Genomic DNA, 23,299 nt, shown 5'->3' with positions numbered 1-23,299 from the left:
CGAGGTAAACCGGGATTCTGAGCGGCAAACATACCCCGAGCGGCAGGGTTTTGTGAAGCAACAGATGATTAACCTTGTGGCTATACGCATTTAATGCTTATTTTATAGGGCCTAAGCTTTGGGCTTCTGGCCATCTTCACTGTTTCAATGGTTATCACATGACAAAAGAACAATTCTACGCGGAATTAAAACGTGACCTGAGCGCGTTGCTCGGCGGGGAGACCAACTTTATCGCGGCGCTGTCCAACGCCAGCGCGTTGATCAACGAGCGTCTGGATGACGTGAACTGGGTCGGTTTCTATCTGATGGATGGCGACCAGCTGGTGTTGGGGCCGTTCCAGGGCAAGATCGCCTGCGTGCGCATCCCGGTGGGCAAGGGCGTGTGCGGCACGGCGGTGGCGGAAAATCGCGTGCAGCGCGTCGGCGACGTGCATGCGTTCCCGGGCCATATCGCCTGCGATGCGGCCAGCAATGCGGAAATCGTGCTGCCGTTGGCGGTTGGCGGCCGAGCGATCGGCGTTTTGGATATCGACAGCACGGTTTATCAACGCTTCGACGAACAGGATGAAGCGGGCCTGAAAGCAGTGGTGGCGGGGCTTTGTGAGCAACTGGAACAGTGTGACAGTGCGAAATATGTGACTGTAGCGGCAAGTTGATCGACGGTTAACGTGGCAATTACCGATGGCGTCATTATAATGACGCCTGTTCATGCCTGTGGCTTGTTGGCAATACCGTTGTAATCAGGAAATTTCATGGAAAATCAACCTAAGTTGAACTCTAGTAAAGAAGTCATTGCTTTTCTTGCCGAGCGTTTTCCGCTCTGCTTTAGCGCCGAAGGCGAAGCTCGTCCGCTGAAAATCGGTATTTTTCAGGATTTGGTAGAGCGCGTGCAGGGGGAAGAGAATCTCAGCAAAACGCAATTGCGTTCTGCCCTGCGCCTGTACACCTCAAGCTGGCGTTACCTGTACGGCGTCAAAGTTGGCGCGCAGCGCGTCGACCTGGACGGCAATCCGTGCGGTGAACTGGAGCAGCAGCATGTCGATCATGCTCGCCAGCAGCTTGAAGAAGCCAAAGCGCGCGTTCAGGCACAGCGTGCCGAACAAAACGCCAAAAAACGTGAAGCCGCCGGTGAATCTGCCGATGCCGCGCCACGCCGTCCGCGCCCAGCCGGTAAAAAGCCTGCTGCACGTCGCGAAGGCGGAGCCGCGCCGGAAAACCGCAAGCCGCGCCCACAAACTCGCCCACAGCCAGCTCGTCAACCTCGTGCAGCAAAAGAGGAAAACCAGCCGCGTTATGCGCCAGTCACGGATATCTCTAAACTGCAAATTGGCCAGGAAATCAAAGTCAGAGCAGGCAAGAGCGCGATGGATGCTACCGTACTCGAAATCGCTAAAGATGGCGTACGTGTGCAGCTCTCTTCCGGTCTGGCGATGATTGTGCGCGCAGAACACTTGCAGTTCTGATACGGAGGCCAACCAAGGCATGAACAAATTCGTCAGATTAACAGCGATTGCAGGGCTGCTGTGGGCGGGTGTCAGTTACGGCGCGGAAACAGCCAACATCCGCATCGGCCAACTGCCCCAACTGCAACAGGAACCCCAGCACGCTACGGTGAGTGAGCGCGTGACCTCGCGCTTCACTCGCTCTCATTACCGCCAGTTCGCCCTCGACGCGGAGTTTTCAGGCAAGATCTTCGATCGCTACCTGAACATGCTGGACTACAACCATAACGTGTTGCTGGCCTCCGACGTGGCGCAGTTCGCCGGCAAACGCAATCAGGTTGGCGAAGAGCTAAAAACCGGCAAGCTGGATACCTTCTACGCGCTGTTCAATCTGGCGCAGAAACGCCGTTTCGAGCGTTACACCTATGCGTTGTCGCTGCTGGACAAGCCGATGAACTTCACCGGCAACGGCACTATCGATCTCGACCGCAGCAAAGCGCCGTGGCCGAAAGACAAGGCCGAGCTGGATAGCCTGTGGGATGCGAAAGTCACCTATGACGAGCTGAACCTCAAGCTGACCGGCAAGACCGACAAAGAAATCCGCGACACGCTGACCAAGCGTTATCAGTTCGCCATCAAGCGCCTGACGCAAAGCAACAGCGAAGACGTCTTCCAGCTGGCGATGAATGCCTTTGCGCATGAAATCGACCCGCACACCAACTATCTGTCTCCGCGCAACACCGAGCAGTTCAACACCGAGATGAGCCTGTCGCTGGAAGGCATCGGTGCGGTGCTGCAGATGGATGACGACTACACCCTGATCAACTCGATGGTGCCGGGCGGCCCGGCGGCGAAGAGCAAGGCGATCACCGTGGGCGATCGCATCGTCGGCGTCGGCCAGGCCGGCAAACCGATGGTGGACGTGATCGGCTGGCGCCTGGACGACGTGGTGTCATTGATCAAAGGGCCGAAAGGCAGCAAGGTGCGCCTGGAGATCCTGCCGGCCGGCAAGGGCACCAAAACCCGCGTGGTCACCCTGACCCGCGAGCGCATCCGCCTGGAAGACCGCGCGGTGAAAATGACCATCAAGACCGTCGGCAAAGAGAAGGTGGCGGTGTTCGACATCCCAGGCTTCTACGTCGGTCTGACCGATGACGTGAAAGTGCAGCTGCAGAAGATGGCCAAGCAGAACGTCAAGAGCGTGATCATCGATCTGCGCACCAACGGCGGCGGCGCGCTGACCGAAGCGGTGTCGCTGTCCGGCCTGTTCATTCCGAGCGGCCCGGTGGTGCAGGTGCGCGACAACAACGGCAAAGTGCGTGAAGACGCCGACACCGATGGCGTGACCTACTACAAAGGCCCGCTGGTGGTGCTGGTCGATCGCTTCAGCGCCTCCGCCTCCGAGATCTTCGCGGCGGCGATGCAGGATTACGGCCGCGCGCTGATCGTCGGCGAACCGACCTTCGGTAAAGGTACCGTGCAGCAGTACCGTTCGCTGAACCGCATCTACGATCAGATGCTGCGCCCTGAGTGGCCGGCGCTGGGGTCGGTGCAGTACACCATTCAGAAGTTCTACCGCGTCAACGGCGGCAGCACCCAGCGCAAAGGGGTGACCCCGGACATTCTGATGCCGACCGGCGTCGATCCGGCGGAAACCGGCGAAGCGTTTGAAGACAACGCCATGCCGTGGGACAGCATCAATGCGGCGACCTACAGCAAGACCGGCGATATGGCGCCGTTCGAGCCGGAGCTGCTGAAAGATCACCAGCAGCGCATCGCGCAGAATCCGGAGTTCCAGTACATCGCGCAGGATATCGCGCATTACAAGGCGCTGAAGGATAAACGCAACATCGTGTCCCTCAATCTGGCCGTGCGCGAGAAAGAGAACCACGATGACGATGCGACCCGTCTGAAACGCATCAACGAGCGCCTGGAACGTGCGGGCAAGAAGCCGCTGAAATCGCTCGACGATCTGCCGAAGGATTACCAGGAACCGGATCCGTACCTGGATGAAACCGTGCATATCGCGCTGGACCTGGCTCATCTGGAAAAAGATCAGCCCGCTCAGCAGCCAACGCCGGCCAAATAAGGCCGCGTCAGGCAGGATGAAAAACGCACCCTCGGGTGCGTTCTTTTATGGCCGCGTCACGCGCGGCTCAGACGGCTTTCTTGCGGTGGCGCAGCCCGAGCCGGATGCAGGAAACCACCACCAGCAGGCAGCCGATCAGCGACAGCAACAGCGGGACTTCGTGCCAGAACAGCCAGCCCCAGGCAATATTGAAAACGATGCCGATATAGCGCACCACCGAGACCACGATCAGGTTATCGGAGGAAAAGGCCTGGGTTAAGACAACCTGTCCCAACAGCGATACCAGGGCGATGGCGAGCAGGATGGCAAACTGGTAGACGTTGGGCCAGACGAAGGCGTTCCACATCAGCGGCAGCGAGATCAGCGTCGCGATAAACAGGAAATAGAACACGATCTCGTAGTTGTGGTGGCGCTTGCTGAGCTTGTTGACCGACAGATAGGCGATAGCGGCGAACACCGCGCTCATCACGCCGACCAGCGACGCCAGGGTATACGTTGAGAAATGCCACGGCCGCACCAGCAGCACGGCGCCGATGATGACCAGCGCTAGCCAAAATGCGGTGTTGGCGCTGATCCGTTCACGCAGCACCAGCAAGGAAAGCAGAATGGAGAAAAACGGCGACAGGTAGGCCAGCATGCTGGCGTCGGCCAGCGTGAGGTGGGCGATGCTGTAAAAATAACAGATGAGATACAGCCCACCCATAGTGCCTCGTAATACCAGCAGCGGCCGGTCCTCGCGGCTGAAGGCGACGCCGTGGCGATACATCAGCAGCAGAACCAGCAGGCAGCCGATGCTACTGCGAAAGAACACGATTTCCCCGGTGGGGATGTCGTCGGCGATGGTTTTGACCAGCGCATTCATGACGCTGAAAATCAGCGAGGCGAAAATGGCCAGCAGCGCACCCTGATTCATGCTTGCCCCCGCCACTGACGGTAGGTGATGGCCGCCTGTTCGTCGCAGGTATCGTCCAGCAGCGAATGATGGCAATGCTCGGCGCCGATCCGGGTGACGAAGCTCTGCAGCGCCTGCTGAAAGCGCGCCAACAGGCGCCGGGCGGTGGGCATCTCGACGCCAAGCCGCTCCGCCAGCAAGACCAGCGTGCGGAGTTTTCGCACGTCTTCCAGCGGCACGCGCGGCAGGCACCACAGCCCTTGAGCATCCTGAAAGACGCGGGCGACCCTGACGGCGGAAAAATCATAATAGCGACCCTGCGCGTCCGGTTCGGAATAGGGATCGACCAGCAGCGCGGTATAGCGCGTAAACAGCGCATAGCGTTGTTCCGCCGGCGCGAGCTGCGGGAAATGGTCAATCCAGCGGCGGCTCACCATGCGGGAGGGAACCGGGTAGCTGTCGTCGTTCAAAAAGCGCAGCAGGTTGATCTCCTCGACGCCGAGATGGTTGAGCAGCCTTTTGTAATCCTCCGACAGTTCGAGCATATCGGCGATAACCTCGGGACAGAGGGGCCCTTCGGGATAGGTTTTATACAGGTATTGCACCGGCGCCTGCGGCTGGAATATCGCCTGCAGCGTGGTGTCGGCCAGCGCCAGCGGCGGATGAACATAGTTGGTGATGCTGAAGCGCTCGGCGGCCAGCAGGCTGTCGCAGCGCCGGGCGTCGATAGCGTGACGCGCCAGCACCGAGCCGATCCAGTCGAGTTCGGCGGAGTCTGGCGCCGGGCTTTGGGCCGCGAGATAGACCCGCTGTTTAAAGGCTTTGGTAAAGGCGCGATAGGGCTGCGCCGCATCCTGATATTTGGTGTCGGCGTAATAACTGGACAGACTGATGATCCCGACGTGGGATTGGCCAGCCGCCTGCAGCAGGCTTTGCACCATCAGGCCGGAGCCGATGGACGGGGAAAGCAGGATCAACGAACGCAGGTGGGGTAAGGTGGCCCACGGCACCTGCCGCAGCACCTCGTAATAGCGATCGGCGGGCACGGCGAGGATCAGCCGCTGCCAGTCGCCGCCGATGAGCGACAGATCGTCGCAATAGCTGTCTACTGCCACCTGCGCATCACGCTGGGTCTGCCGCGCCTTGCCGACGCCTTCCAGATGCAGACTGGGCGTGTGCGTCAGATGCGCCTTCAGGCGTTGTCCTTTCTCGCTGGGGCGATTGTACAGGCCGATGCGCGTATCGGCCGCGGCCTGGATATCCGCAGCCAATTGGATCGCCGCCGGACCGGCGCCGAGGATCAGGGTAGGAAATGCGTTATTCATGGCGATGAGACTCCAAAATCAAGAGATCGTACAGCGGGGTGGCAACCGGTTTACCGCTGACGCGCCAGGGTGAACGGGCAGCCAGATGGTGATAAGGGCAGTTGAAGATCGACTTAAGGCCGTTACCGTAGCGCAGCAGCAGTTTGCCGCGCTGGGGCAGTAAAGGCCGCAGTTGCGTCAGCAAGGTCTGCTTGTCCGCCACCAGAGAGGCGATGATGATGTGATCGATGTCGCGGTCGGTCAGGCCGTTCAATTTATCGATGCAGGGGATTTGCCGTGACAGCCCCAGATGGCGCGTGAGGCGGCGGGCAAAACGCTGTGCCGCCGGGTCGCAATCGTAGCAAATGACGGTGGCGGAGAGCCTGGCGACCAGCGCCAGCGCGGTGGTGGGCAAGGCGCCGCTGCCCACCAGCAACACTCGTTCACCGGGTTTGATGTCGGCGGCGGCGATCTCCAGCTGCAGGGCGCTATCGAAACTGTTCAGGTAGGCGTTGGTCTGCGCCGGCTCCCGGCAGAGCGTGGCGACGCGATGCTTCTCGTAATCGCACAAGGCGGCATTGGCCACCGCTCGCAGCTGGGTGATTTGCGCCGTTATCGAGCGATCGTTTTCCAGCTTGCGGCGATAGGCCTGCAGCTGCGGCAGATCGTTAAAGGCCTGCAGGCGGCTGAAGCGCCGTTCCAGCAGGGAAAAATGGCGCCGATCTTGCCGGGCGGAACGGTGAAGCTGGTGGATTTCCTGTTGCAAGCCGGCGAGTTGCGCCAGCATGTCCGCCTTGGTCAGAGTGTACATGGGGTTTCTCCGTGTGCGTGCAACAGCTGTGTCGGCAGCAGAAAGGGGTAGCCTTGGGGGCTGATGCCGCTTTCGATACCGACGCCAAATACGCGGGACATCATCGGGTGCCCCATCATCTGATGGGTGTCGCCGTGGCAAATGACGCGTCCGTGCTCGAGCAAGGTGAGAGAATGGCAGTAGCGCAGCGCCAGCCCCAGATCGTGGATCACCAGCAGCGTGATGCAGCGATGACGCCGGCTGTAGTCGGCGATCTGATTGAGTACGCGCAGCTGATGGTGGATGTCCAGCGCGCTGGTGGGCTCGTCGAGTAAAATGAGCTGCGGCTGAGAGACGAAGGCCTGCGCCAACATCACCAACTGCCGCTGCCCGCCGCTGAGGCGGTTGAAAGGGCGATCGGCAAGTGCGGAAATGCCGCATTCCGCCAGCGCCTGTTCGACCGCGTCGGCCTGTGCGGCACTGACGCGCCACCCCAACTGCCGTACCTTGCCCAGCAGCACCATGTCAAACGCGGTCAACGCCGACTCGCTGCGATTGAGTTGCGGCACATAGGCGATGCGGCTGGTTTTCGGATCGAGCGGGCGCTCGCGGTAGGCGATAGCGCCGCTGTGCGGCAGCATGCGATTGATCGCTTTGAGCAGCGTCGATTTGCCGGCGCCGTTGGGCCCGATGATGCCGCCGAGCTTTGCCTCCGGCCAGGCCAATGAAACGTCGGCTAACAGCTGACGTCGATGCAGCGTGACGCCGACGCCGGTGAGGGTCAGTTGAGTCATGGGCGTTTAACCTGTCGGGTGACGAAGTAGAACAGCACCGGCACGCCGATTAAGGCGATAACGATGCCGATGGGCACTACGCCGTTCGGCAGCACCAGTTTGGCGACGATCGACGCGCACAGCAGCAGCAGGCTGCCGCAAAGGGCGGAAATGCAGATCAGATAGCGTTGATCCTCGCCCACCAGAAAACGGGCGAAATGCGGGGCGATCAGCCCGACGAACCCGATGGTGCCGACAAACGAGACTGAGGCGGCCGTCAGTAAGGTCGCCAGCAGAAAGGCCAGCTTGCGCAGCGCGCTGACGTTGATGCCCAGCCCCTGGGCCTGTTCTTCGCCGGCGGACAGTGCGGTCAGGCGCCAGGCCAGCCGCAGGCTGACGACCAGCGCGCAGAACAGGACGCCGCCGGTGATCGCCACGCCGTGCATATTGGCTTTGAGCAGGCTGCCGAACAGCCAGAAGACGATTTGCTGCATGGCTTCGGGCGAGGCCAGAAACAGCAGCAGGGATTGCAGCGACTGAAAGAAGAACAGCACCACGATGCCGCTCAGCACCAAAATTTGCGGCGTCATGCCGCGGCGCTGTCCCAGCAGATAGATAGGCACGCAGGCCAACAGCGCCATCAGCGAAGCCAGCAGCGGCGTGCCCAGTGCCAGCGCGCCACCCAGGCTGAATCCGGTGATGATCGACAGCGCCGCGCCAAATCCCGCCGCGGCCGAGATCCCCAACGTATACGGGCTGGCGAGGGGGTTGGCCAGCACGGTCTGCATCAACAGACCGGCCAGCGCCAGGCTGGCGCCGACGACCAACGCGGTGAGCGTCATCGGCAAGCGAATCGACCAGAAAACCACCTGATGCAGCTCGTTGCCTGGCGCGGAGCCGGGCCAGAGCATGGGCAGGATATCCGAGAGGCTAAGGTGCGCGGCGCCGACGGTCAGATCGACGACGGTGGCCGCCAGCAGCGCGCCGAGCAGCGCCAGCGTCAATAGCACGCGGCGCAGCCTGCGCCGTTGTAAAAACGCACGTCCTGTGTGGGCCACGGCTACTCTCCTTGCCAGCGTTGCAGGAAGACGCCGTCAGCCTCTATCGGTAAGTATTGGCGGTAGAACTGCGCCAGGTTGCGTGGGGGATCAACGTCGGCAAACGCGGCCGGATAGAGGGCTTTCGCCAGATACTGAACAAAAATAAAATCGTAAATCGTGCGCGCGCCGCCATGGTAGAGCGCATAGAGGCGCTGGTCTTTTATCGCCGGCAGCTGCGGCCAACCGGCACGCTGGGCGTACTGAGCGAGGCGTGCCTGAAGGGGGGCCGCCTGTGCGCCGTAGCCCATCGGTACGGCGTTTGGCATGTTTTCCCAGTCGCCGCCGGCGAGGAAAATGACGTCCGGCTTTTGGGTCAGTACATAGTCGGCGCGTAAAGGCGCGGGGCTACCGACGACGCCGGCGGCGATATTGCGGGCGCCGGCCAGCTGTAACAGCGGCCCCCAGACGGAGGCGCCATAGCTGCTGCTGTATTCGCCGGGCCCCTTGTCGCCGAGTTCGATATAAGCGGTCGGTGGCGGCAGCTGCGCCTCGCGAATACGCCGTTGAGTCTCTTCAAGGCTCTGCCGATACTCGCTGGCCAGCCGTTCTGCCCGCTCGGGGTGGCCCATCGCCTGACCCATGGCCCGAATGCTGGCGAGTTTGACTTCCGCACCCTGGTTGAAGTCGACGACGATGTAAGGAATGTTGAGTTGTTGCAGCACCGGCAGGTAGTTGGCGAAGCCGTCGAGCTGCCATTTCGCCAGGATCAGCAGGTCTGGCCGCGTGGTCAGCAGGCGTTCGAAGTCAAAGCTCTGATTGTAGAGCGAACCGACATCGACCAGCTGAGCGAGCCGCGGCAGAGCCGCCTGATAACGCGGCCATTGGCTGGTGCGCAAGGCCCAGTCGCTTTTAGAGAAGGCGGCCACCTGTTGAAAACTGTCCGGGCCGTTCACCGCCAGAAAATCTTCGTAGTAAAAGCCGATATAGGCGCGTTGTGCGGGGGCGGCCAGGGTGACCTGGCGTCCTTCTGCGTCGGTGAGGTGGATTTCAGCTTGCGCGACGTGGCAAAAGAGCAGCCACGCAGTCAGCATACAGACGAGGCGAGGTAACATGATTGACATCCCTTTACGATTAATTGTGATGTTATAATGTAACAATTAATCGCGGGATTCAAACTTTCCTGTCAGGCGAGGCGAGCGCTGCGTGAGCGAAGGCGGTGAGAGCCTGGCGGCCATAAAAAGTGTGCGGGCAATTTTTCTCGGCGTCATTTTGCGCGGGCCAAGAATTTTTTCTGAGAAATCCCTCCGCCTTGCGCAACAATCGTTTACAATTTGCCAAATCCCGGTCGCGCGTCGTTTTTGTAAAGTTTCGTATTTTTAGTAGGTTAATGACGTGCGACTCTTGAAACTGTGACGAATGCCCATACGATCTAGGGTATCTTAGACAGCGTTTTGTTAACATTTATGAGGAAGTAAACATTTTATGATGCGTATAGCTCTGTTCCTGCTCACCAACCTGGCGGTGATGTTGGTTTTCGGGCTGGTGCTCAGCCTGACAGGAATCCAATCCAGTAGCGTTCAGGGCCTGATGATCATGGCCGGTCTGTTCGGCTTCGGCGGCGCTTTCGTGTCGTTGCTGATGTCCAAGTGGATGGCGCTGCGCTCCGTGGGCGGGGAAGTGATTGAACAACCGCGTAACGAAACCGAAAACTGGCTGCTGGAAACGGTACGCCGTCAGTCGCAGCAGGCGGGCATCGCCATGCCGCAGGTCGCTATCTACCACGCGCCGGACATCAACGCCTTCGCCACCGGCGCGCGCCGTGACGCCTCGCTGGTCGCCGTCAGCACCGGCCTGCTGCAGAGCATGAGCCGCGACGAGGCGGAAGCGGTCATCGCGCACGAAATCAGCCACGTCGCCAACGGCGATATGGTGACCATGACCCTGATTCAGGGCATCGTGAACACCTTCGTCATCTTCATTTCGCGCCTGATCGCGCAGGTCGCCGCCGGCTTCCTGGGCAACCGTGATGGCGAAGGGGAAGGCAACGGCAACCCGATGATTTACTTCGCGGTGTCGATGGTACTGGAACTGGTGTTCGGCATCCTGGCAAGCATCATCACCATGTGGTTCTCGCGTCACCGCGAGTTCTACGCCGACGCCGGCTCCGCCAAGCTGGTGGGCCGCGAGAAGATGATCGCCGCCTTGCAGCGCCTGAAAACCAGCTACGAACCGCAGGAAGCGGGCAGCATGATGGCGTTCTGCATCAACGGTAAATCCAAGTCGTTTAGCGAGCTGTTCATGTCGCACCCGCCGCTCGACAAGCGTATCGAAGCGCTGCGTTCCGGCCAGTACCTGAAGTAATCGGCTGAATGAAAGGAAAAACCCCGGCTTGCCGGGGTTTTTTTATGTCCGCTATTTCACCTCGCGGCTTGGCTGCGCCGTTTGCGCCGTCGATTGGGTGATGCGCAGGCTGCTGACCGCCGCCGCCAGAGTGGCGAACACGCCGGCCAGGATCAGCGAAGCGTGGGTACCAGAGGTGGGGAACAGGTTGAACATCAGCGCCACCAGCGCGGCCCCCGAGGTTTGCCCCAGCAGGCGAGCGGTGCCCAGCATGCCGCTGGCGCCGCCGCTGCGGTTACGCGGCGCGGCGGAGATGATGGTGTGATTGTTGGGCGACTGGAACAGGCCGAAGCCGGCGCCGCACAGCACCATGCGCCAGATGATGTCCCCATTCGACGGATCCGCGGGCAGCAGCGCCAGCGAGAACAGCCCAAGCGCGAACACCGCCAGCCCAATGCAGCCCAGCAGGCCGGCGTGCACGCGCTCCACCAGCCGGCCGGCGATCGGTGCCATGACTACGATCGCCAGCGGCCACGGTGTCAGCAGCAGCCCGGTCGCCACTTCGTCGCGGCCCAATGCGCTTTGCAGGAAGAACGGTAACGACACCATCGCCAGCATTTGCGCAGCAAACGAGCAGATTGAGGTGCCCATCGACAGGGCGAAGATCGGGATGCGCAGCAGGTCGACCGGCAGCAGCGGAAATTCCTGGCGCAGCTGGCGGCGCACGAACACCGCGCCAATCGCCAGCAGCGCGGCGATCTCGCTGAAGATCAGCGTCAGGCTTTGGCCCTGGGCGAAGCCGCTGATGGCGGTGATCAGCAGGCCGAACGTCAACGCGTTCAGCACGGCGCTGGTGGGATCGAAACGGCGGTTATCGCTTTTTTGGCCGTTGGCCGGCAGGAACTTCATGCCCAGCAGCAGCGCGACGAGGCCGATCGGCAGGTTGATGGCGAACAGCCACTGCCAGGAAGCGACCGACAGGATCGCCGCCGCCACCGTTGGCCCGGCCGCCGAGGAGCAGGCGACGATCAGCGAGTTGATGCCCATGCCGCGGCCGAGAAAACGCTGCGGATAGATGATGCGGATCAGCGCGGTGTTGACGCTCATGATGGCGGCGGCACCAAAGCCTTGCAGCACGCGGGCGATGGTCAGCGTAAGCAGCGAGTCGGACAGGGCGCAGAACAGCGAGGTAATGCTGAACACCAGCAAGCCGGCCTGATAGATGCGGCGATAGCCGATCAGATCGCCGAGCGACGCCAGCGACAGCAGAGACACGGTGATCGCCAGCTGATAGGCGTTAACCACCCAAATGGAGCTGGCCGGGCTGGCGTTGAGATCGCGCGCGATGGTGGGCAGCGCCACGTTGGCTATCGCGCCGTCGAGCACGGATACGGTAATGCCGAGGGCGATGGCGAGGATCGCCCCATAGCGTTGCGGGACGGGGAGGCCGTCGGAACAAGGACGCATGTTGGTCTCAGCGGTATTTATTCAGGGGAGTATTATCATGCTAATCATATTCGCCCGTGATTGCATGCCCCTTGTCCGCTTTATTGTAAACGGCGGTGAGCGGGCTGGGGTTATCCATTAGGCTTCAATCGCTTAGCGTTCAGCCGCGTTGCGCGCCGCGATCTGTTCCGATTATACTGAAACCCTTGTTTAAATTTCCTGAAACAAAACCGTTAAGTAGGGTATTCACCATGGCTAACGCAGATTCAGACAAGCAACCGGATGCCGTCTCATCCGTGATGAAAGTGTTCGGCATTTTGCAGGCGCTCGGCGATGAGCGCGAAATTGGCATTACCGAACTGTCCCAGCGGGTGATGATGTCCAAAAGCACCGTCTACCGTTTTCTGCAAACCATGAAAGCGCTGGGCTACGTCTCGCAGGAAGGCGAGACGGAAAAGTATGCGCTGACGCTCAAGCTGTTCGAGCTGGGTGCCAAATCGCTGCAGAATGTCGATCTGATCCGTAGCGCCGACGTACAGATGCGCGAGCTGTCGAACCGCACCCGCGAAACCATCCACCTCGGTGCCCTGGACGAGGACGGCATCGTCTATATCCACAAGATTGACGCAATGTACAACCTGCGCATGTATTCGCGCATCGGCCGCCGCAACCCGCTGCACAGCACCGCCATCGGTAAAGTGCTGCTGGCCTGGCGCGATCGGGATGAGGTGGCGCAGATCCTGTCGCAGATTGAATTTACCCGCAGCACCGAGCATACCCTGACCAGCGCCGCCGAACTGTTGCCGGTGCTGGAGCGGGTGCGTAAGCAGGGATACGGCGAAGATGCCGAGGAACAGGAGGCGGGGATCCGCTGCATCGCGGTGCCGGTCTTCGATCGGTTCGGGGTGGCGATCGCCGGGCTGAGCCTCTCTTTCCCGACGCTGCGTTTTTCCGAAGCGGCGCGGGAGGAGTATGTGGCGCTGCTGCACGTCGCCGCCCGGCGCATCAGTGAACAGCAGGGCTATCACGACTACCCGTTCTAACCCTTCGCTTCGATGAACAAGGCGCGGCCATGGCAGCGCCTTGTTGCTATTTTGCGCCCGGCGTCAGCCGCTGCGCAATCCGCTCCAGCACTAACATCAGCAGCAGCGTGGCCGCCACCAGGATCATGGTCAGCGTCGCGCCGTTGGCGATGCTGCCGCGATCGGTCAGGCTGAAGATAGTGACCGGCAGCGTCGCCCAGCTCGGTGGGTAGATCATCATGGTCGCGCCCAGCTCACCCATCGACAGCGACAGGCTGAGGGCGAAGGCGGAGATCATATAGGGAGCGATCATCGGCAGGGTGACGTGACGCAGGCGAAACAACGGCGAAGCACCCAGGCTGGCGGCGACGTTTTCGTAGTCGCTCGAAAGCCGGGTCAGCCCGGCCATCACGTTGCCGAAGGTGAAGGCGGAAATCAGCACGAAGTGGGCGACGGGCACGATCAGGAAGGTACCGTTCATCTGCAGCGGCCCCTGGCTGAATGCCACCAGCATGCCTAAACCGATCGACACCGAAGGCACCGCGCTGGGTATGAAGAACAGCGTACTCAGCAGGCGCTGGCCGCGCCCCTGATGGTGGCGCAGCGCCAACGCCGCCCAGGTGCCGCACAGCAGCGCGAACAGGCTGGCGCTGAAACCGATAGCCAGGTTGGCGACCAGCGCGTCCCAGGAGGCACCGCTGAAGGCCTGGCGGAAATGGCTTAGAGTGAAGCCGCTCGGCAGCACGCCGTTCCACTGTTCGCTCAGGCTGGACATCAGGATCACCGCCAGCGGCAGGCAGAAGAACAGGGCGAACAGCGTGACCGCCAGCGTGCAGGTCAGGGTGCGGCCGGTGCGAGACCAAATCAACATCGTCAGTTCCTCAGCCCGGCGCGCGCCGCGGCGTAGCGGTAAAGGGAGAACAGCCCGAGCGACAGTGCGATATTCACGACGGCGATCGTGCAGGCGACGGCGTAATCCGACTCCAGAATCGCTTTGGAGTAGACCATCATCGGCAGCGTGGTGACGCCCTTGGCGCCGATAAACAGCACGATGCCGAATTCATTGGTGGTCAACAGCAAACACAGGCTGCCGCCGGCCAGCAAGGCCGGCAGCGCGGCGGGCAAAATCACCTGGCGTACCACGCGCCCTGGCCGGGCGCCGAGGATGCTGGCGGCCTCGAGCTGGCTGCGATCGATCTGCGACAGCGCCGCCATCAGCGGGCGCATCACCAGTGGCGTAAACACGGTGATTTCCGCCAGGATCACGCCCCAAATGGAATAAAGAAAGTCCACCGGCGGCAGGGTAAAACCGAAGGCCGCCATCAGCGTGCCGTTCAGCAGGCCGGCGGATCCGTAGATAAAGGTGAAGGCCAGCGTGATCAGGAAGGTCGGCATGGCGATAAAGGTATCGATCACCCGGGCGATCAGCCGGCTGCCGGGGAACGGCGTAAACACCAGCAGCAGCGACAGCAGGGTGCCGAGCACCAGGCAGCCCAGCGTCGCCAGCAGCGCAATCTGCAGCGTGTTGAGCAGGGCGCCGACAAAGCGTCGGGATTCGAACACCTGTTGCAGCGCGGCGGCGCTGAACAGCCCCTGATCGTCGGTAAACGCCTGTTTGACGATCAGCGCCAGCGGATAGAAAAACAGCGTCGCCAGCACCAGCAGCGGCAGCAAGATCCACAGACGGCGCGGCAAGCGCAGCCGCAGAGCCGGGCGAATAAGCAGAGTCGGTCATGTCAGTCCTCGATCAGTACCGCGTCGTCGGGGGCGAAATAGAGCGGCACGCGCTCGCCGATCTGGGGCATCTGGCTGCGATGGGTGGTGACCACGCGCAGCGGATGGCCTTCCGCGTCGAACTGCAGGTGCGTCAACTCCCCCTGCCAGTGAATGTCGCGCAGCGTACCGATGAGGCAGTTGCTGCGCTGGGCGTCGGCATCGAGCGCAATATGCTGCGGCCGAATACACAGCAGTTTGTCGAAACCGCGTTGCGCACCATAGGTAAAGCAGCCGATCACTTTGCCGGCGCAGCTGACGGTGGTCATGCCTTGCCCGGTAGTGGTCTCCAGCGCGGTGGCCGGCAGCAGGTTGGCGCGGCCGAGGAACTCGGCGGCGAAACGGTTCGTTGGATGATGGTACAGCGCGCGGGTCTCGCCGTGGGCGATCAGGTGGCCGTCGCGCATGATGCCAATCTTGTCCGCCAGCGTCAGCGCTTCGCCCTGATCGTGGGTGACGTACAGGATGGTCAGATCCGGCAGTTCGCGGTGCAGGCGGGCGATCTCTTCCACCATGCTGTGGCGAATTTGCGCGTCCAGCGCCGACAGCGGTTCATCCAGCAGCAAGACTTTGGGGCGCACCGCGATGGCGCGGGCGATCGCCACGCGCTGCTGTTGGCCACCGGAGAGCTGGCTGGGATAGCGCTTGGCGTAGGCGGACATGCCGACGATGGCCAACGCCTCTTCGACGCGCTCGGCGGTGAGGCCGCGCGGCTTGCCCTGGGCGCGCAGGCCGAACGCCACATTGTCTTCGACGCGCATATGCGGAAACAGCGCGTAGTTCTGTACCACCATGCCCAGGCCGCGCTCATAAGGTGGCACGTCGGTGACATCAACGTCACCGATGGCAATACGCCCGGCGGAGGGCTGCACGAAGCCGGCGATCGCCCGCAGCACGGTGGTTTTGCCCGAACCGGAGGGGCCGATCAGCGCCAGCACTTCGCCGGGGGCGATGGTGAGCGTCAGGGGTTTCAGCACCTCGGTGCCGCGGTACGACACGCTGACGCGGTCGAGCTGAATGCCCGACGGCCCGGCGATGTCCTGGCTGCTATCCCGCGCCTCGGCGCGGGAAGAGAGGGTAGAAGGCATCGTCAGCGTCATTCGGTCACCTTGTGCCAGCGGGAGATATCGGCGGACAGGCTGCTCACCACCTGATTCCAGTCCGGCGCCCAGATGTCCACGCCTTTCAGCGCCGCCTGCGACTGCCTGAAGTTATCGTCGGTCGGGGTGACGTCCTTACGCACCGGCATGCCGTAGGAAATGGCGCTGACGCTGCTCTGGGCTTCTTTGCTCAGCAGGAAGTCGATCAGCTTTTTGCCGTTGGCGCTTTGCGGCGCGCCTTGCACCAGGCCGACATAGTAAGGCAGCACCAGCGTGCTGCGCTTGCCGTCCGGCCCGGCCGGCCAGAACACCTTCACGTTCGGGTTGCTGCGCATCTGCGCCAGGTTCATCTGCAGATCGCCGTTGGCCACCAGCAGCTCGCCTTTATTGACCAGCGCGGTCAGCTTGCCGGTGGAAGCGGAAGGGCCGACGTTGTTGCTTTGCAGTTTGCCGAGGTAGTCGAAACCGGCGTCTTTGCTGCCGAAGCTGTGAAACGCCTGCAGCATCACCGCGGTGCCGTCACCCGCCTGGCCCGGCGTGGAGTACTGCAGCTTGTTGCGGAACTGCGCGTCCAGCAGCTGCTGATAGCTGGCGGGCGCCTGCGGCAACAGTTTGGCGTTATAGATGAAGCTCAGGTAGTTGTTCACCAGCGGCACGAACTGCGGCTGGGCGTCGGCGATCTGCGCCGCATCCTGCGGGGTGAAATCCTGCAGCAGTTTTTCCGCGGCGGCGCGCTGGATGAACGGCGGCAGCGTCACCAGCACGTCGGCCTGCGGGTTGCTGCGCTCTTTCGACAGCCGCTCGACGATGGCGCCGGAACCGCCTTCGACGTACTGCACCTTGATGCCGGTTGCCTGAGTGAAGGCGTCGAACTGGGTTTGATACCAGCTGTGATCGCCGTCGTGCAACCCATCGGCGGAGTAGACGGTCACCACTGCGTCGGCGGCCCAGGCCGGCGCGGCGCCGAGTGCGATGGCGGTCATCACGACCAGACGAGAAAGTTTCATAGCTTCAGCCTCACTGTTGCGGGTTAATGCGAAACTGGTATACACCAGATATGCGGCCAAGCTAATCGGCGAATATGACAAACAAATGAAAGCGGCAAAATATATTTACCGGCAACGGGGATCGGGCTTGGGAGCGAAAGGGGGCGGCAGGCGCAGCCCCGTCATGCAGAGGGTTAAAGCGTATCGACTTCGATGCGCAGGCTGTCGTGGCGCCAGTATTCGATATCGAAATCGAGAATGCGGCCGTGCTGATCGTAATTTAATCGGCGCAGCAGCAAGGCGGGCAGGCCGACCATGGCGCCGAGCGCGTTGGCGGCGCGGTAAGGCAGGGCCGTTGGATAGAACGACAGATGCATGTTGCTGTAAATCAACGCATAATGCTGTTGATAGACCTCGGTCAGGCTGCCGTTGAGATCGTGGCTGAGCAGTTCCGGCACCCGCTGCGGCAGGCAGTGGTTTTCGCAATAGCAGATGGCGCGGCCGTCGGCGTAGCGCACGCGGCGTAGCAGATACACCTGATCGAACGGTTCGAGCGCCAGCGGCTGCATCACGTCGAGCGGCACCGTGGTTTTTTCGCCGGACAGCAGCGCGGTGCGCGGCGTGCGCCCCTGCTCCTGGCAGAGGCGGTGGAAGTTGGTGTTCTGCGTCGGATCCAGCCACAGCCGCTCCGGCGTGACGAACCAACCGCGGCGATCGGCGCGGTAGATGGCGCCGGTGGCCTCCAACTGCGCCAGGCTCTCGCGAATGGTAACGCGGGTGGTGGAGAAGATGGCGCACAGCTCGCGCTCCGAAGGCAGCTTGTCGCCCGCCTGCAGCGCGCCGCGGGTGATACGCGCCAGAAGCTGATCCTTGATCTGCAGGTAGTGGGGCATATCGCCCTGATGTTCTTTCATTTCATCTCGCTATGGCATCGGCCCGACATTCCGGCACGCGCTTATTATACATAGCCAGATGAATTTTTTGTTTCACCGCGCTTTGTCGTTTGACCAGGGAAGGAATTTGCCGCCACAATGCCTGCAATCTGGTATAGACCAAATAGGTGAATAACATGTCCGATCGTAACTACCTGCTGTTGACCCCCGGCCCGTTGACCACGTCGAAAACGGTAAAAGAGGCGATGCTGTTCGACAGCTGCACCTGGGATGAAGATTACAACCTGGGCGTGGTGCAAAGCATCCGCCAGCAGTTGGTGGCGCTGGCGACGCCGTCCGCCGGTTACACCTCGGTGTTGCTGCAGGGCAGCGGCAGTTTTGCGGTGGAAGGCGTGCTGGGGACGGTCATCGGCCCGCAGGACAAGCTGCTGATCGTCAACAACGGCGCCTACGGGGCGCGAATGATCGAAATGGCGCGGCTGATGGACATCGACCACCACGCTTTCGACTGCGGCGAGGTCAATGAGCCGGACGTGGCGGCGATGGAGGCGGTGCTGAAAAGCGATGCGCGCATCAGCCATATCGCCATGGTGCACTGCGAAACCACCACCGGCATGCTCAACCCGCTGCAGAAAGTCGCCGGCCTGGCGGCGCGCAACGGCAAGACCTTTATCGTCGACGCCATGAGCAGCTTCGGCGGCATTCCGCTGGATGTGGACGCGCTGGGCATCGATTTTCTGATCAGCTCCGCCAACAAATGCATTCAGGGCGTGCCGGGCTTCGCTTTCGTCATCGCCCGCCGCAGCGAGCTGGAGAAATGTGCCGGCTGTTCACGCTCGCTGTCGCTGGATCTGTATGCCCAGTGGCGCTGTATGGAAGACCAGGCCGGCAAATGGCGCTTTACGTCGCCGACCCACACCGTGTTGGCCTTTGCACAGGCGCTGAAAGAACTGGAACAAGAGGGCGGCATTGCCGCGCGCCACCGCCGCTATCAGACCAATCAGCGGCGGCTGGTGGCGGGTATGCGCGAGCTGGGCTTTGAGACTCTGCTGGACGATGCGTTGCATTCGCCGATCATCACCGCGTTCTATTCGCCAAAGGCCGACACTTACCGCTTTGCCGAATTTTATCAGCGCCTGAAGCAGCAAGGGTTTGTGATCTATCCCGGCAAAGTGTCGCAGAGCGACTGCTTCCGCATCGGCAACATCGGGGAAATTTATCCGCAGGATATCGAACGTTTGCTGGCGGCCGTCGGGCAGGCGATGTACTGGAATTAATAAGGATTGACCATGAAACAGATCAACGCAGTGATCCTCGACTGGGCCGGCACCACGGTGGACTTCGGCTCCTTTGCGCCAACGCAGATTTTTGTCGAGGCATTCAAACAAACCTTCGATATCGACATCAGCCTGGCGGAGGCGCGCATTCCGATGGGGCTGGGTAAATGGCAGCACATCGAGGCGCTGGGCAAGCTGCCGGCGGTCGACGCGCGCTGGCGGCAGAAGCTGGGCCGTTCGATGAGCCATCAGGACATCGACGCGCTGTATCAGGCGTTTATGCCGCTGCAAATCGCCAAAGTGATCGACTTCGCCGATCCCATCGAGGGTGTGCCGCAGGTGATTGCCGGGCTGCGCGAACAGGGCATTAAAATCGGCTCCTGCTCCGGTTATCCGCGTGCGGTGATGGAGGTGCTGGTGCCTGCCGCCGCGCAGCGCGGCTACGCGCCAGATTACTGGGTCGCCACTGACGATCTCGCCGCCGGTGGCCGGCCGGGGCCGTGGATGGCGTTGCAGAACGCGATCGCGCTGGGCATCGATGCGGTGGCGCACTGCGTGAAGGTGGACGACGCGGTGCCGGGCATTGCTGAAGGGTTGAACGCCGGGATGTGGAGCGTCGGATTGGCGCTGTCCGGCAATGAGTTTGGCGCGACCTGGCAGGAGTACCGCCAAATGGCGGAAGGTGAGATAGAGCTACGCCGTACGGCGGCTGCCGATAAGCTGTACGCGGCGGGCGCGCACTATGTGATAGACACGCTGGCGCACTTGCCGGGGGTGATCGCCGACATCAACCGGCGGCTGGCGAACGGCGAGCGGCCGTAACGACCGAGCGCGGGGCATAAAAAAACCGGGGATAATCCCCGGTTTTTTCGTTTTGAGACGGCGTTAACGGTGAGCCAATTCGACTTCGTCTTCGCTGTCCATCACGGCTTTGTCGGTTTGCTTCATCAGCTGGCTGGTGATGGTGCCTGCCGCCATGGAGCCGTTGACGTTCAGCGCGGTACGGCCCATGTCGATCAGCGGTTCGACCGAGATCAGCAGCGCGACCAGCGTCACCGGCAGGCCCATCGCCGGCAGCACGATCAGCGCGGCGAAGGTAGCACCGCCGCCCACGCCCGCTACGCCGGCGGAGCTGATGGTGACGATGCCGACCAGGGTGGCGATCCACACCGGATCCAGCGGGTTGATGCCGACGGTCGGCGCAACCATTACCGCCAGCATTGCCGGGTAGAGGCCCGCACAGCCGTTCTGGCCGATGGTGGCACCGAAAGACGCTGAGAAGCTGGCGATGGATTCCGGCACGCCCAGGCGGCGGGTCTGCGCTTCCACGTTCAATGGAATGCTGGCGGCGCTCGAGCGGCTGGTGAAGGCGAAAGTGATCACCGGCCACACCTTGCGGAAGAACTTCATCGGGTTAACGCCGGTGAAGGCCAGCAGCACAGCGTGCACCACGAACATGATGGCCAGGCCGATATACGAGGCCACCACAAAGCTGCCGAGCTTGACGATGTCGTGAATGTTGGAACCGGCGACCACTTTGGTCATCAGCGCCAGCACGCCGTACGGCGTCAGCTTCATGACCAGACGCACCAGCTTCATCACCCAGGCCTGCAGGGTGTCGATAGCCACCAGTACGCGCTCGCCTTTCGGCTTGTCGTCTTTCAGCAGCTGCAGCGATGCCACGCCGAGGAAGGTGGCGAAAATCACCACGCTAATGATCGACGTCGGGCTGGCCCCGGTCAGATCGGCGAACGGGTTTTTCGGGATGAACGACAGCACCATCTGCGGCACGGTCAGGTCGGCCAGTTTACCCACGTAGTTGGTCTGGATCGCCGTCAGGCGCGCGCTTTCCTGCGCGCCCTGCACCAGGCCTTCGGCGGTCAGGCCGAACAGGTTGGTGACCAGCACGCCCACCAGCGCCGAGATCAGCGTGGTGAACAGCAGCGTGCCGATAGTCAGGACGCTGATTTTGCCCAGAGAAGAGGCGTTGTGCAGCTTGGCCACCGCGCTCAGGATCGAGGCGAACACCAGCGGCATGACGAACATTTGCAGCAGCTGCACATAGCCGTTGCCGACGATGTTGAACCAGCTGATGGATTCTTTCAGCACCGGGTTGTCGGAGCCGTACACCAGCTGCAGGCCCAGGCCGAACACCACGCCGACCACCAGGCCGACCAGCACTTTTTTCGCCAGGCTCCATTGCTTGTGGCGGGTTTGCGCCAACAGCAACAGGAGCGCGACAAACACCAGCACGTTAATCACGAGCGGAAGATTCATCCCCAATGTCTCCAATAATCTTTCTTATAAAAACGACTACGCATCACGTATGTCGCGATGTAAATATCGTAACAGTTTGCCGAGTGGCCTACTTATATCCAAATGGAATTTGATATAGCTTTTTGTGTGTTTTTGTTCGTTTTATATACATGAAGGTGATGGGTTGAGCGGATTTTTGTGATCAGAGTCTGATATTTCTGATTTGCTCGACATAGGATTGCACCGGCAGGGTGAAATCACCTTGCCAACAGATGGCAAACGCCACCAGGCACAGACACAGCACGCGCTCGAGCTGATTGCCTTTTTGCGAGTTGAGCAGCGGCAGGCGAAAACGCCAGCGGCATGGCCACAGCAGCGGAACGCCGGCGGGAGTGAGCATATCGGCCAGCAGATGACTGAAGTAACCGATGATCATGGCGTGCAGCGCGTCGGCCGGGATCGGCCAGCTGCGCGGCACGTCCAGCTGGAACAGCGCCATGCCGCCGGCGATCGCCAGCAGGCTGTGGGTGAAGCCGCGGTGGCCGAAGGCGCGGGCGATGGGCAGGGCAATCCAGCGCAGACGCTGGCCCAGTACCGACTTGGGGTGATCGATGTCCGGCAGCAGCGAGGTCAGCAGCGCGGCGGGTATGATGTGCCACCAGTCGCCGGTAGCCAGCTCTGGCGTCACTTCCGCCTTCTTGGCGAAGATCGCGCAAGCGACAGAGAATATAAGGTGTCCTTCCGCGGTCATGCTGTTGCGATTCCGGCTGGTAAACTGTTAATTTATCCAGTATATGGGAAAATTCCCAGTAGTGGAAGCAGTTACCCTGTAACCAATTGTGTATTTTTCCCGGTTTTACAACGGCTTGTTACGGCAATGCGTAACAAATCATCGCTTTTGACGGACGTGAACAAAAAGCGGGCAATGGGCGGTGCGGAACGGAGAGAAACAAGGGCGGTTTTCAGTACGCAGCGGCGGGAGGAAGCGGCGGCCGCGAAGAGCGCTGCGTGGCAGTGACAACGTTTCGCGGACCGTCGCTTTCCCTGCCGCCCAGCATAATAACAACAGCATGCCGATTCAATAATAATGAAACGCTGTTTCGTTTGTTTTGCGGCACGGATCCCTTTTATGGCGCTGAGCGGAAAGCCAGGGCGCCGGTGGCCGGCGCCGCAGGTCAGGCAAAGTGGGCGGGGGTGAGCTGTTCCAGGGTCTCCAGCTGGTGGTCTGCCAGCGCCCAGCGCGGATCGTGGCGGTATTCGGCGGCCGGGATCACGATGGAGCGCATGCGCGCGGCCTTGGTGGCGATCATGCCGTTAAAGGAGTCTTCCAGCGTGATGCAGCGCAGCGGATCGCTGCCCAGCCGTTCGGCGGCGATCAGGTAGACCTCCGGGTGCGGTTTGCTGTACGGCAAGTATTCGGCGGAAACCAGCTGATCGAAGTAGCCCTCAAGATCGAACATCTTCAGCACCTGCTGTTGCATGTGCAGCGGCGAGGCGGAGGCGAGACCGATGTTCAGCCCCTGCTCGCGGCACAGTTCCAGCGCCTGCCGGACGCCCGGCAGCAGCGGGCGCGTCTCGTGCACCAGCTCGATGGCGCGTTCGATAATCCTTGCCGACACCTCATCGAGCGAAACCCCTTGCCACGGCATCGCCTGGTACCACATTTTCACCACCAGATCGATGCGCAGCCCCAGGGTGTCCGGCAGTTTGTGGCGATCGGACAGATCCAGACCCAGCGCGCCGAAGATATCCAGCTCGGCCTGCAGCCACAGCGGTTCCGAATCGATCAACAAGCCGTCCATATCAAAAATTGCGGTTTCAATGCGTTGCGAATAAGCCATTAACGGTTAACTCCTGCCGGCGCGGGTGAATGTGC

Annotated in this window: 22 protein-coding genes; 7 read left to right on the top strand and 15 right to left on the bottom strand. The window is 61.3% G+C overall.

The window, feature by feature from the left end; translation table 11 throughout:
- The first annotated feature begins 158 nt into the window (after positions 1-158).
- From AC4PR2_RS09530 to prc, 3 genes are all read left to right on the top strand, one after another.
- Positions 159-656: a GAF domain-containing protein gene (locus AC4PR2_RS09530; protein ID WP_126180031.1), complete on the top strand. Its 498-nt coding sequence runs from the start codon at positions 159-161 to the stop codon at positions 654-656.
- Between the two features lie 96 nt (positions 657-752).
- On the top strand, positions 753-1,463 hold the full coding sequence (gene proQ, locus AC4PR2_RS09525; RefSeq protein ID WP_033638287.1) for an RNA chaperone ProQ: 711 nt from the start codon (positions 753-755) through the stop codon (positions 1,461-1,463).
- Between the two features lie 19 nt (positions 1,464-1,482).
- Entirely contained in the window at positions 1,483-3,531 is a 2,049-nt protein-coding gene (gene prc, locus AC4PR2_RS09520) for a carboxy terminal-processing peptidase (protein WP_033642845.1), read from the top strand.
- Between the two features lie 67 nt (positions 3,532-3,598).
- Here the strand turns inward: prc and AC4PR2_RS09515 are convergent, their stop codons facing one another.
- From AC4PR2_RS09515 to AC4PR2_RS09490, 6 genes are read right to left on the bottom strand one after another with little or no spacing between them, the layout of a single operon-like run.
- Positions 3,599-4,444, bottom strand: coding sequence for a DMT family transporter (locus AC4PR2_RS09515; protein WP_038877656.1), 846 nt, complete (start codon positions 4,442-4,444; stop codon positions 3,599-3,601).
- Positions 4,441-5,748, bottom strand: coding sequence for an opine metallophore biosynthesis dehydrogenase (locus AC4PR2_RS09510; RefSeq protein ID WP_197804063.1), 1,308 nt, complete (start codon positions 5,746-5,748; stop codon positions 4,441-4,443). Before AC4PR2_RS09510 ends, AC4PR2_RS09515 begins: the two co-directional genes overlap by 4 nt.
- Positions 5,741-6,538 (bottom strand): SAM-dependent methyltransferase, encoded by a 798-nt coding sequence (locus AC4PR2_RS09505; protein ID WP_060440085.1) that lies wholly within the window; start codon positions 6,536-6,538, stop codon positions 5,741-5,743. The genes AC4PR2_RS09510 and AC4PR2_RS09505 overlap by 8 nt, the downstream gene beginning before the upstream one ends.
- Positions 6,526-7,311: an ABC transporter ATP-binding protein gene (locus tag AC4PR2_RS09500; RefSeq protein WP_087763515.1), complete on the bottom strand. Its 786-nt coding sequence runs from the start codon at positions 7,309-7,311 to the stop codon at positions 6,526-6,528. Before AC4PR2_RS09500 ends, AC4PR2_RS09505 begins: the two co-directional genes overlap by 13 nt.
- Positions 7,308-8,300 (bottom strand): FecCD family ABC transporter permease, encoded by a 993-nt coding sequence (locus AC4PR2_RS09495; protein ID WP_337046762.1) that lies wholly within the window; start codon positions 8,298-8,300, stop codon positions 7,308-7,310. The genes AC4PR2_RS09500 and AC4PR2_RS09495 overlap by 4 nt, the downstream gene beginning before the upstream one ends.
- Positions 8,301-8,350: 50 nt before the next feature.
- Positions 8,351-9,442 carry an ABC transporter substrate-binding protein gene (locus AC4PR2_RS09490; RefSeq protein WP_089185885.1) on the bottom strand — a complete coding sequence of 364 codons (1,092 nt, stop codon included), beginning with the start codon at positions 9,440-9,442 and terminating at the stop codon, positions 8,351-8,353.
- Between the two features lie 370 nt (positions 9,443-9,812).
- Between AC4PR2_RS09490 and htpX the strand changes: the two genes are divergently transcribed.
- Positions 9,813-10,691 carry a protease HtpX gene (htpX, locus tag AC4PR2_RS09485; protein ID WP_033638291.1) on the top strand — a complete coding sequence of 293 codons (879 nt, stop codon included), beginning with the start codon at positions 9,813-9,815 and terminating at the stop codon, positions 10,689-10,691.
- Between the two features lie 51 nt (positions 10,692-10,742).
- Here htpX and AC4PR2_RS09480 read toward each other — a convergent pair whose 3' ends face one another.
- Positions 10,743-12,137, bottom strand: coding sequence for an MFS transporter (locus AC4PR2_RS09480; RefSeq protein WP_147840241.1), 1,395 nt, complete (start codon positions 12,135-12,137; stop codon positions 10,743-10,745).
- A 230-nt stretch (positions 12,138-12,367) separates the two neighbouring features.
- Here AC4PR2_RS09480 and kdgR point away from each other — a divergent pair, with 230 nt between their 5' ends.
- A complete protein-coding gene (gene kdgR, locus AC4PR2_RS09475) occupies positions 12,368-13,159 on the top strand; it encodes a DNA-binding transcriptional regulator KdgR (protein ID WP_049198570.1) in 792 nt (263 codons plus the stop codon).
- A 46-nt stretch (positions 13,160-13,205) separates the two neighbouring features.
- On the opposite strand, the gene AC4PR2_RS09470 is transcribed toward kdgR, so the two are convergent.
- The 5 genes from AC4PR2_RS09470 to phnR all read right to left on the bottom strand — a co-directional run bounded on the left by AC4PR2_RS09470 (position 13,206) and on the right by phnR (position 17,911).
- Positions 13,206-14,009: an ABC transporter permease subunit gene (locus tag AC4PR2_RS09470; protein WP_197804068.1), complete on the bottom strand. Its 804-nt coding sequence runs from the start codon at positions 14,007-14,009 to the stop codon at positions 13,206-13,208.
- Between the two features lie 2 nt (positions 14,010-14,011).
- The gene (gene phnU, locus AC4PR2_RS09465) at positions 14,012-14,863 is read right to left on the bottom strand and encodes a 2-aminoethylphosphonate ABC transporter permease subunit (RefSeq protein ID WP_492175070.1); all 852 of its coding nucleotides are present in this window, start codon (positions 14,861-14,863) and stop codon (positions 14,012-14,014) included.
- Between the two features lie 11 nt (positions 14,864-14,874).
- On the bottom strand, positions 14,875-15,999 hold the full coding sequence (gene phnT / locus AC4PR2_RS09460; protein ID WP_337046761.1) for a 2-aminoethylphosphonate ABC transport system ATP-binding subunit PhnT: 1,125 nt from the start codon (positions 15,997-15,999) through the stop codon (positions 14,875-14,877).
- An 8-nt stretch (positions 16,000-16,007) separates the two neighbouring features.
- Positions 16,008-17,018: a 2-aminoethylphosphonate ABC transporter substrate-binding protein gene (locus AC4PR2_RS09455; protein ID WP_063989667.1), complete on the bottom strand. Its 1,011-nt coding sequence runs from the start codon at positions 17,016-17,018 to the stop codon at positions 16,008-16,010.
- 173 nt (positions 17,019-17,191) lie between these two features.
- The gene (gene phnR / locus AC4PR2_RS09450) at positions 17,192-17,911 is read right to left on the bottom strand and encodes a phosphonate utilization transcriptional regulator PhnR (RefSeq protein ID WP_102984780.1); all 720 of its coding nucleotides are present in this window, start codon (positions 17,909-17,911) and stop codon (positions 17,192-17,194) included.
- A 155-nt stretch (positions 17,912-18,066) separates the two neighbouring features.
- Between phnR and phnW the strand changes: the two genes are divergently transcribed.
- Positions 18,067-19,167 (top strand): 2-aminoethylphosphonate--pyruvate transaminase, encoded by a 1,101-nt coding sequence (phnW, locus tag AC4PR2_RS09445; protein WP_337046735.1) that lies wholly within the window; start codon positions 18,067-18,069, stop codon positions 19,165-19,167.
- Between the two features lie 12 nt (positions 19,168-19,179).
- The gene (phnX, locus tag AC4PR2_RS09440) at positions 19,180-19,989 is read left to right on the top strand and encodes a phosphonoacetaldehyde hydrolase (RefSeq protein ID WP_197804073.1); all 810 of its coding nucleotides are present in this window, start codon (positions 19,180-19,182) and stop codon (positions 19,987-19,989) included.
- Positions 19,990-20,052: 63 nt separating this feature from the next.
- Here phnX and AC4PR2_RS09435 read toward each other — a convergent pair whose 3' ends face one another.
- From AC4PR2_RS09435 to hxpB, 3 genes are all read right to left on the bottom strand, one after another.
- A complete protein-coding gene (locus tag AC4PR2_RS09435) occupies positions 20,053-21,444 on the bottom strand; it encodes an L-cystine transporter (protein WP_492175064.1) in 1,392 nt (463 codons plus the stop codon).
- A 181-nt stretch (positions 21,445-21,625) separates the two neighbouring features.
- On the bottom strand, positions 21,626-22,174 hold the full coding sequence (locus AC4PR2_RS09430; protein ID WP_004931456.1) for a metal-dependent hydrolase: 549 nt from the start codon (positions 22,172-22,174) through the stop codon (positions 21,626-21,628).
- A gap of 424 nt (positions 22,175-22,598) precedes the next feature.
- Positions 22,599-23,264, bottom strand: coding sequence for a hexitol phosphatase HxpB (gene hxpB / locus AC4PR2_RS09425; RefSeq protein ID WP_049198577.1), 666 nt, complete (start codon positions 23,262-23,264; stop codon positions 22,599-22,601).
- Positions 23,265-23,299 lie beyond the last annotated feature (35 nt).

Source organism: Serratia sp. A07 (genome assembly GCF_058725505.1).
The sequence above is the reverse complement of the archived record's forward strand: the minus strand, read 5'-3'. Positions and strand labels throughout refer to the sequence as shown.

Excerpts from the sequence above, each read along its gene's own strand:
- AC4PR2_RS09530 (WP_126180031.1), top strand. The coding sequence starts at position 159 with ATGACAAAAGAACAATTCTACGCGGAATTAAAACGTGACCTGAGCGCG.
- proQ (WP_033638287.1), top strand. The coding sequence starts at position 753 with ATGGAAAATCAACCTAAGTTGAACTCTAGTAAAGAAGTCATTGCTTTT.
- prc (WP_033642845.1), top strand. The coding sequence starts at position 1,483 with ATGAACAAATTCGTCAGATTAACAGCGATTGCAGGGCTGCTGTGGGCG.
- AC4PR2_RS09515 (WP_038877656.1), bottom strand. The coding sequence starts at position 4,444 with ATGAATCAGGGTGCGCTGCTGGCCATTTTCGCCTCGCTGATTTTCAGC.
- AC4PR2_RS09510 (WP_197804063.1), bottom strand. The coding sequence starts at position 5,748 with ATGAATAACGCATTTCCTACCCTGATCCTCGGCGCCGGTCCGGCGGCG.
- AC4PR2_RS09505 (WP_060440085.1), bottom strand. The coding sequence starts at position 6,538 with ATGTACACTCTGACCAAGGCGGACATGCTGGCGCAACTCGCCGGCTTG.
- AC4PR2_RS09500 (WP_087763515.1), bottom strand. The coding sequence starts at position 7,311 with ATGACTCAACTGACCCTCACCGGCGTCGGCGTCACGCTGCATCGACGT.
- AC4PR2_RS09490 (WP_089185885.1), bottom strand. The coding sequence starts at position 9,442 with ATGTTACCTCGCCTCGTCTGTATGCTGACTGCGTGGCTGCTCTTTTGC.
- htpX (WP_033638291.1), top strand. The coding sequence starts at position 9,813 with ATGATGCGTATAGCTCTGTTCCTGCTCACCAACCTGGCGGTGATGTTG.
- AC4PR2_RS09480 (WP_147840241.1), bottom strand. The coding sequence starts at position 12,137 with ATGCGTCCTTGTTCCGACGGCCTCCCCGTCCCGCAACGCTATGGGGCG.
- kdgR (WP_049198570.1), top strand. The coding sequence starts at position 12,368 with ATGGCTAACGCAGATTCAGACAAGCAACCGGATGCCGTCTCATCCGTG.
- AC4PR2_RS09470 (WP_197804068.1), bottom strand. The coding sequence starts at position 14,009 with ATGTTGATTTGGTCTCGCACCGGCCGCACCCTGACCTGCACGCTGGCG.
- phnT (WP_337046761.1), bottom strand. The coding sequence starts at position 15,999 with ATGCCTTCTACCCTCTCTTCCCGCGCCGAGGCGCGGGATAGCAGCCAG.
- AC4PR2_RS09455 (WP_063989667.1), bottom strand. The coding sequence starts at position 17,018 with ATGAAACTTTCTCGTCTGGTCGTGATGACCGCCATCGCACTCGGCGCC.
- phnR (WP_102984780.1), bottom strand. The coding sequence starts at position 17,911 with ATGAAAGAACATCAGGGCGATATGCCCCACTACCTGCAGATCAAGGAT.
- phnW (WP_337046735.1), top strand. The coding sequence starts at position 18,067 with ATGTCCGATCGTAACTACCTGCTGTTGACCCCCGGCCCGTTGACCACG.
- phnX (WP_197804073.1), top strand. The coding sequence starts at position 19,180 with ATGAAACAGATCAACGCAGTGATCCTCGACTGGGCCGGCACCACGGTG.
- AC4PR2_RS09435 (WP_492175064.1), bottom strand. The coding sequence starts at position 21,444 with ATGAATCTTCCGCTCGTGATTAACGTGCTGGTGTTTGTCGCGCTCCTG.
- AC4PR2_RS09430 (WP_004931456.1), bottom strand. The coding sequence starts at position 22,174 with ATGACCGCGGAAGGACACCTTATATTCTCTGTCGCTTGCGCGATCTTC.
- hxpB (WP_049198577.1), bottom strand. The coding sequence starts at position 23,264 with ATGGCTTATTCGCAACGCATTGAAACCGCAATTTTTGATATGGACGGC.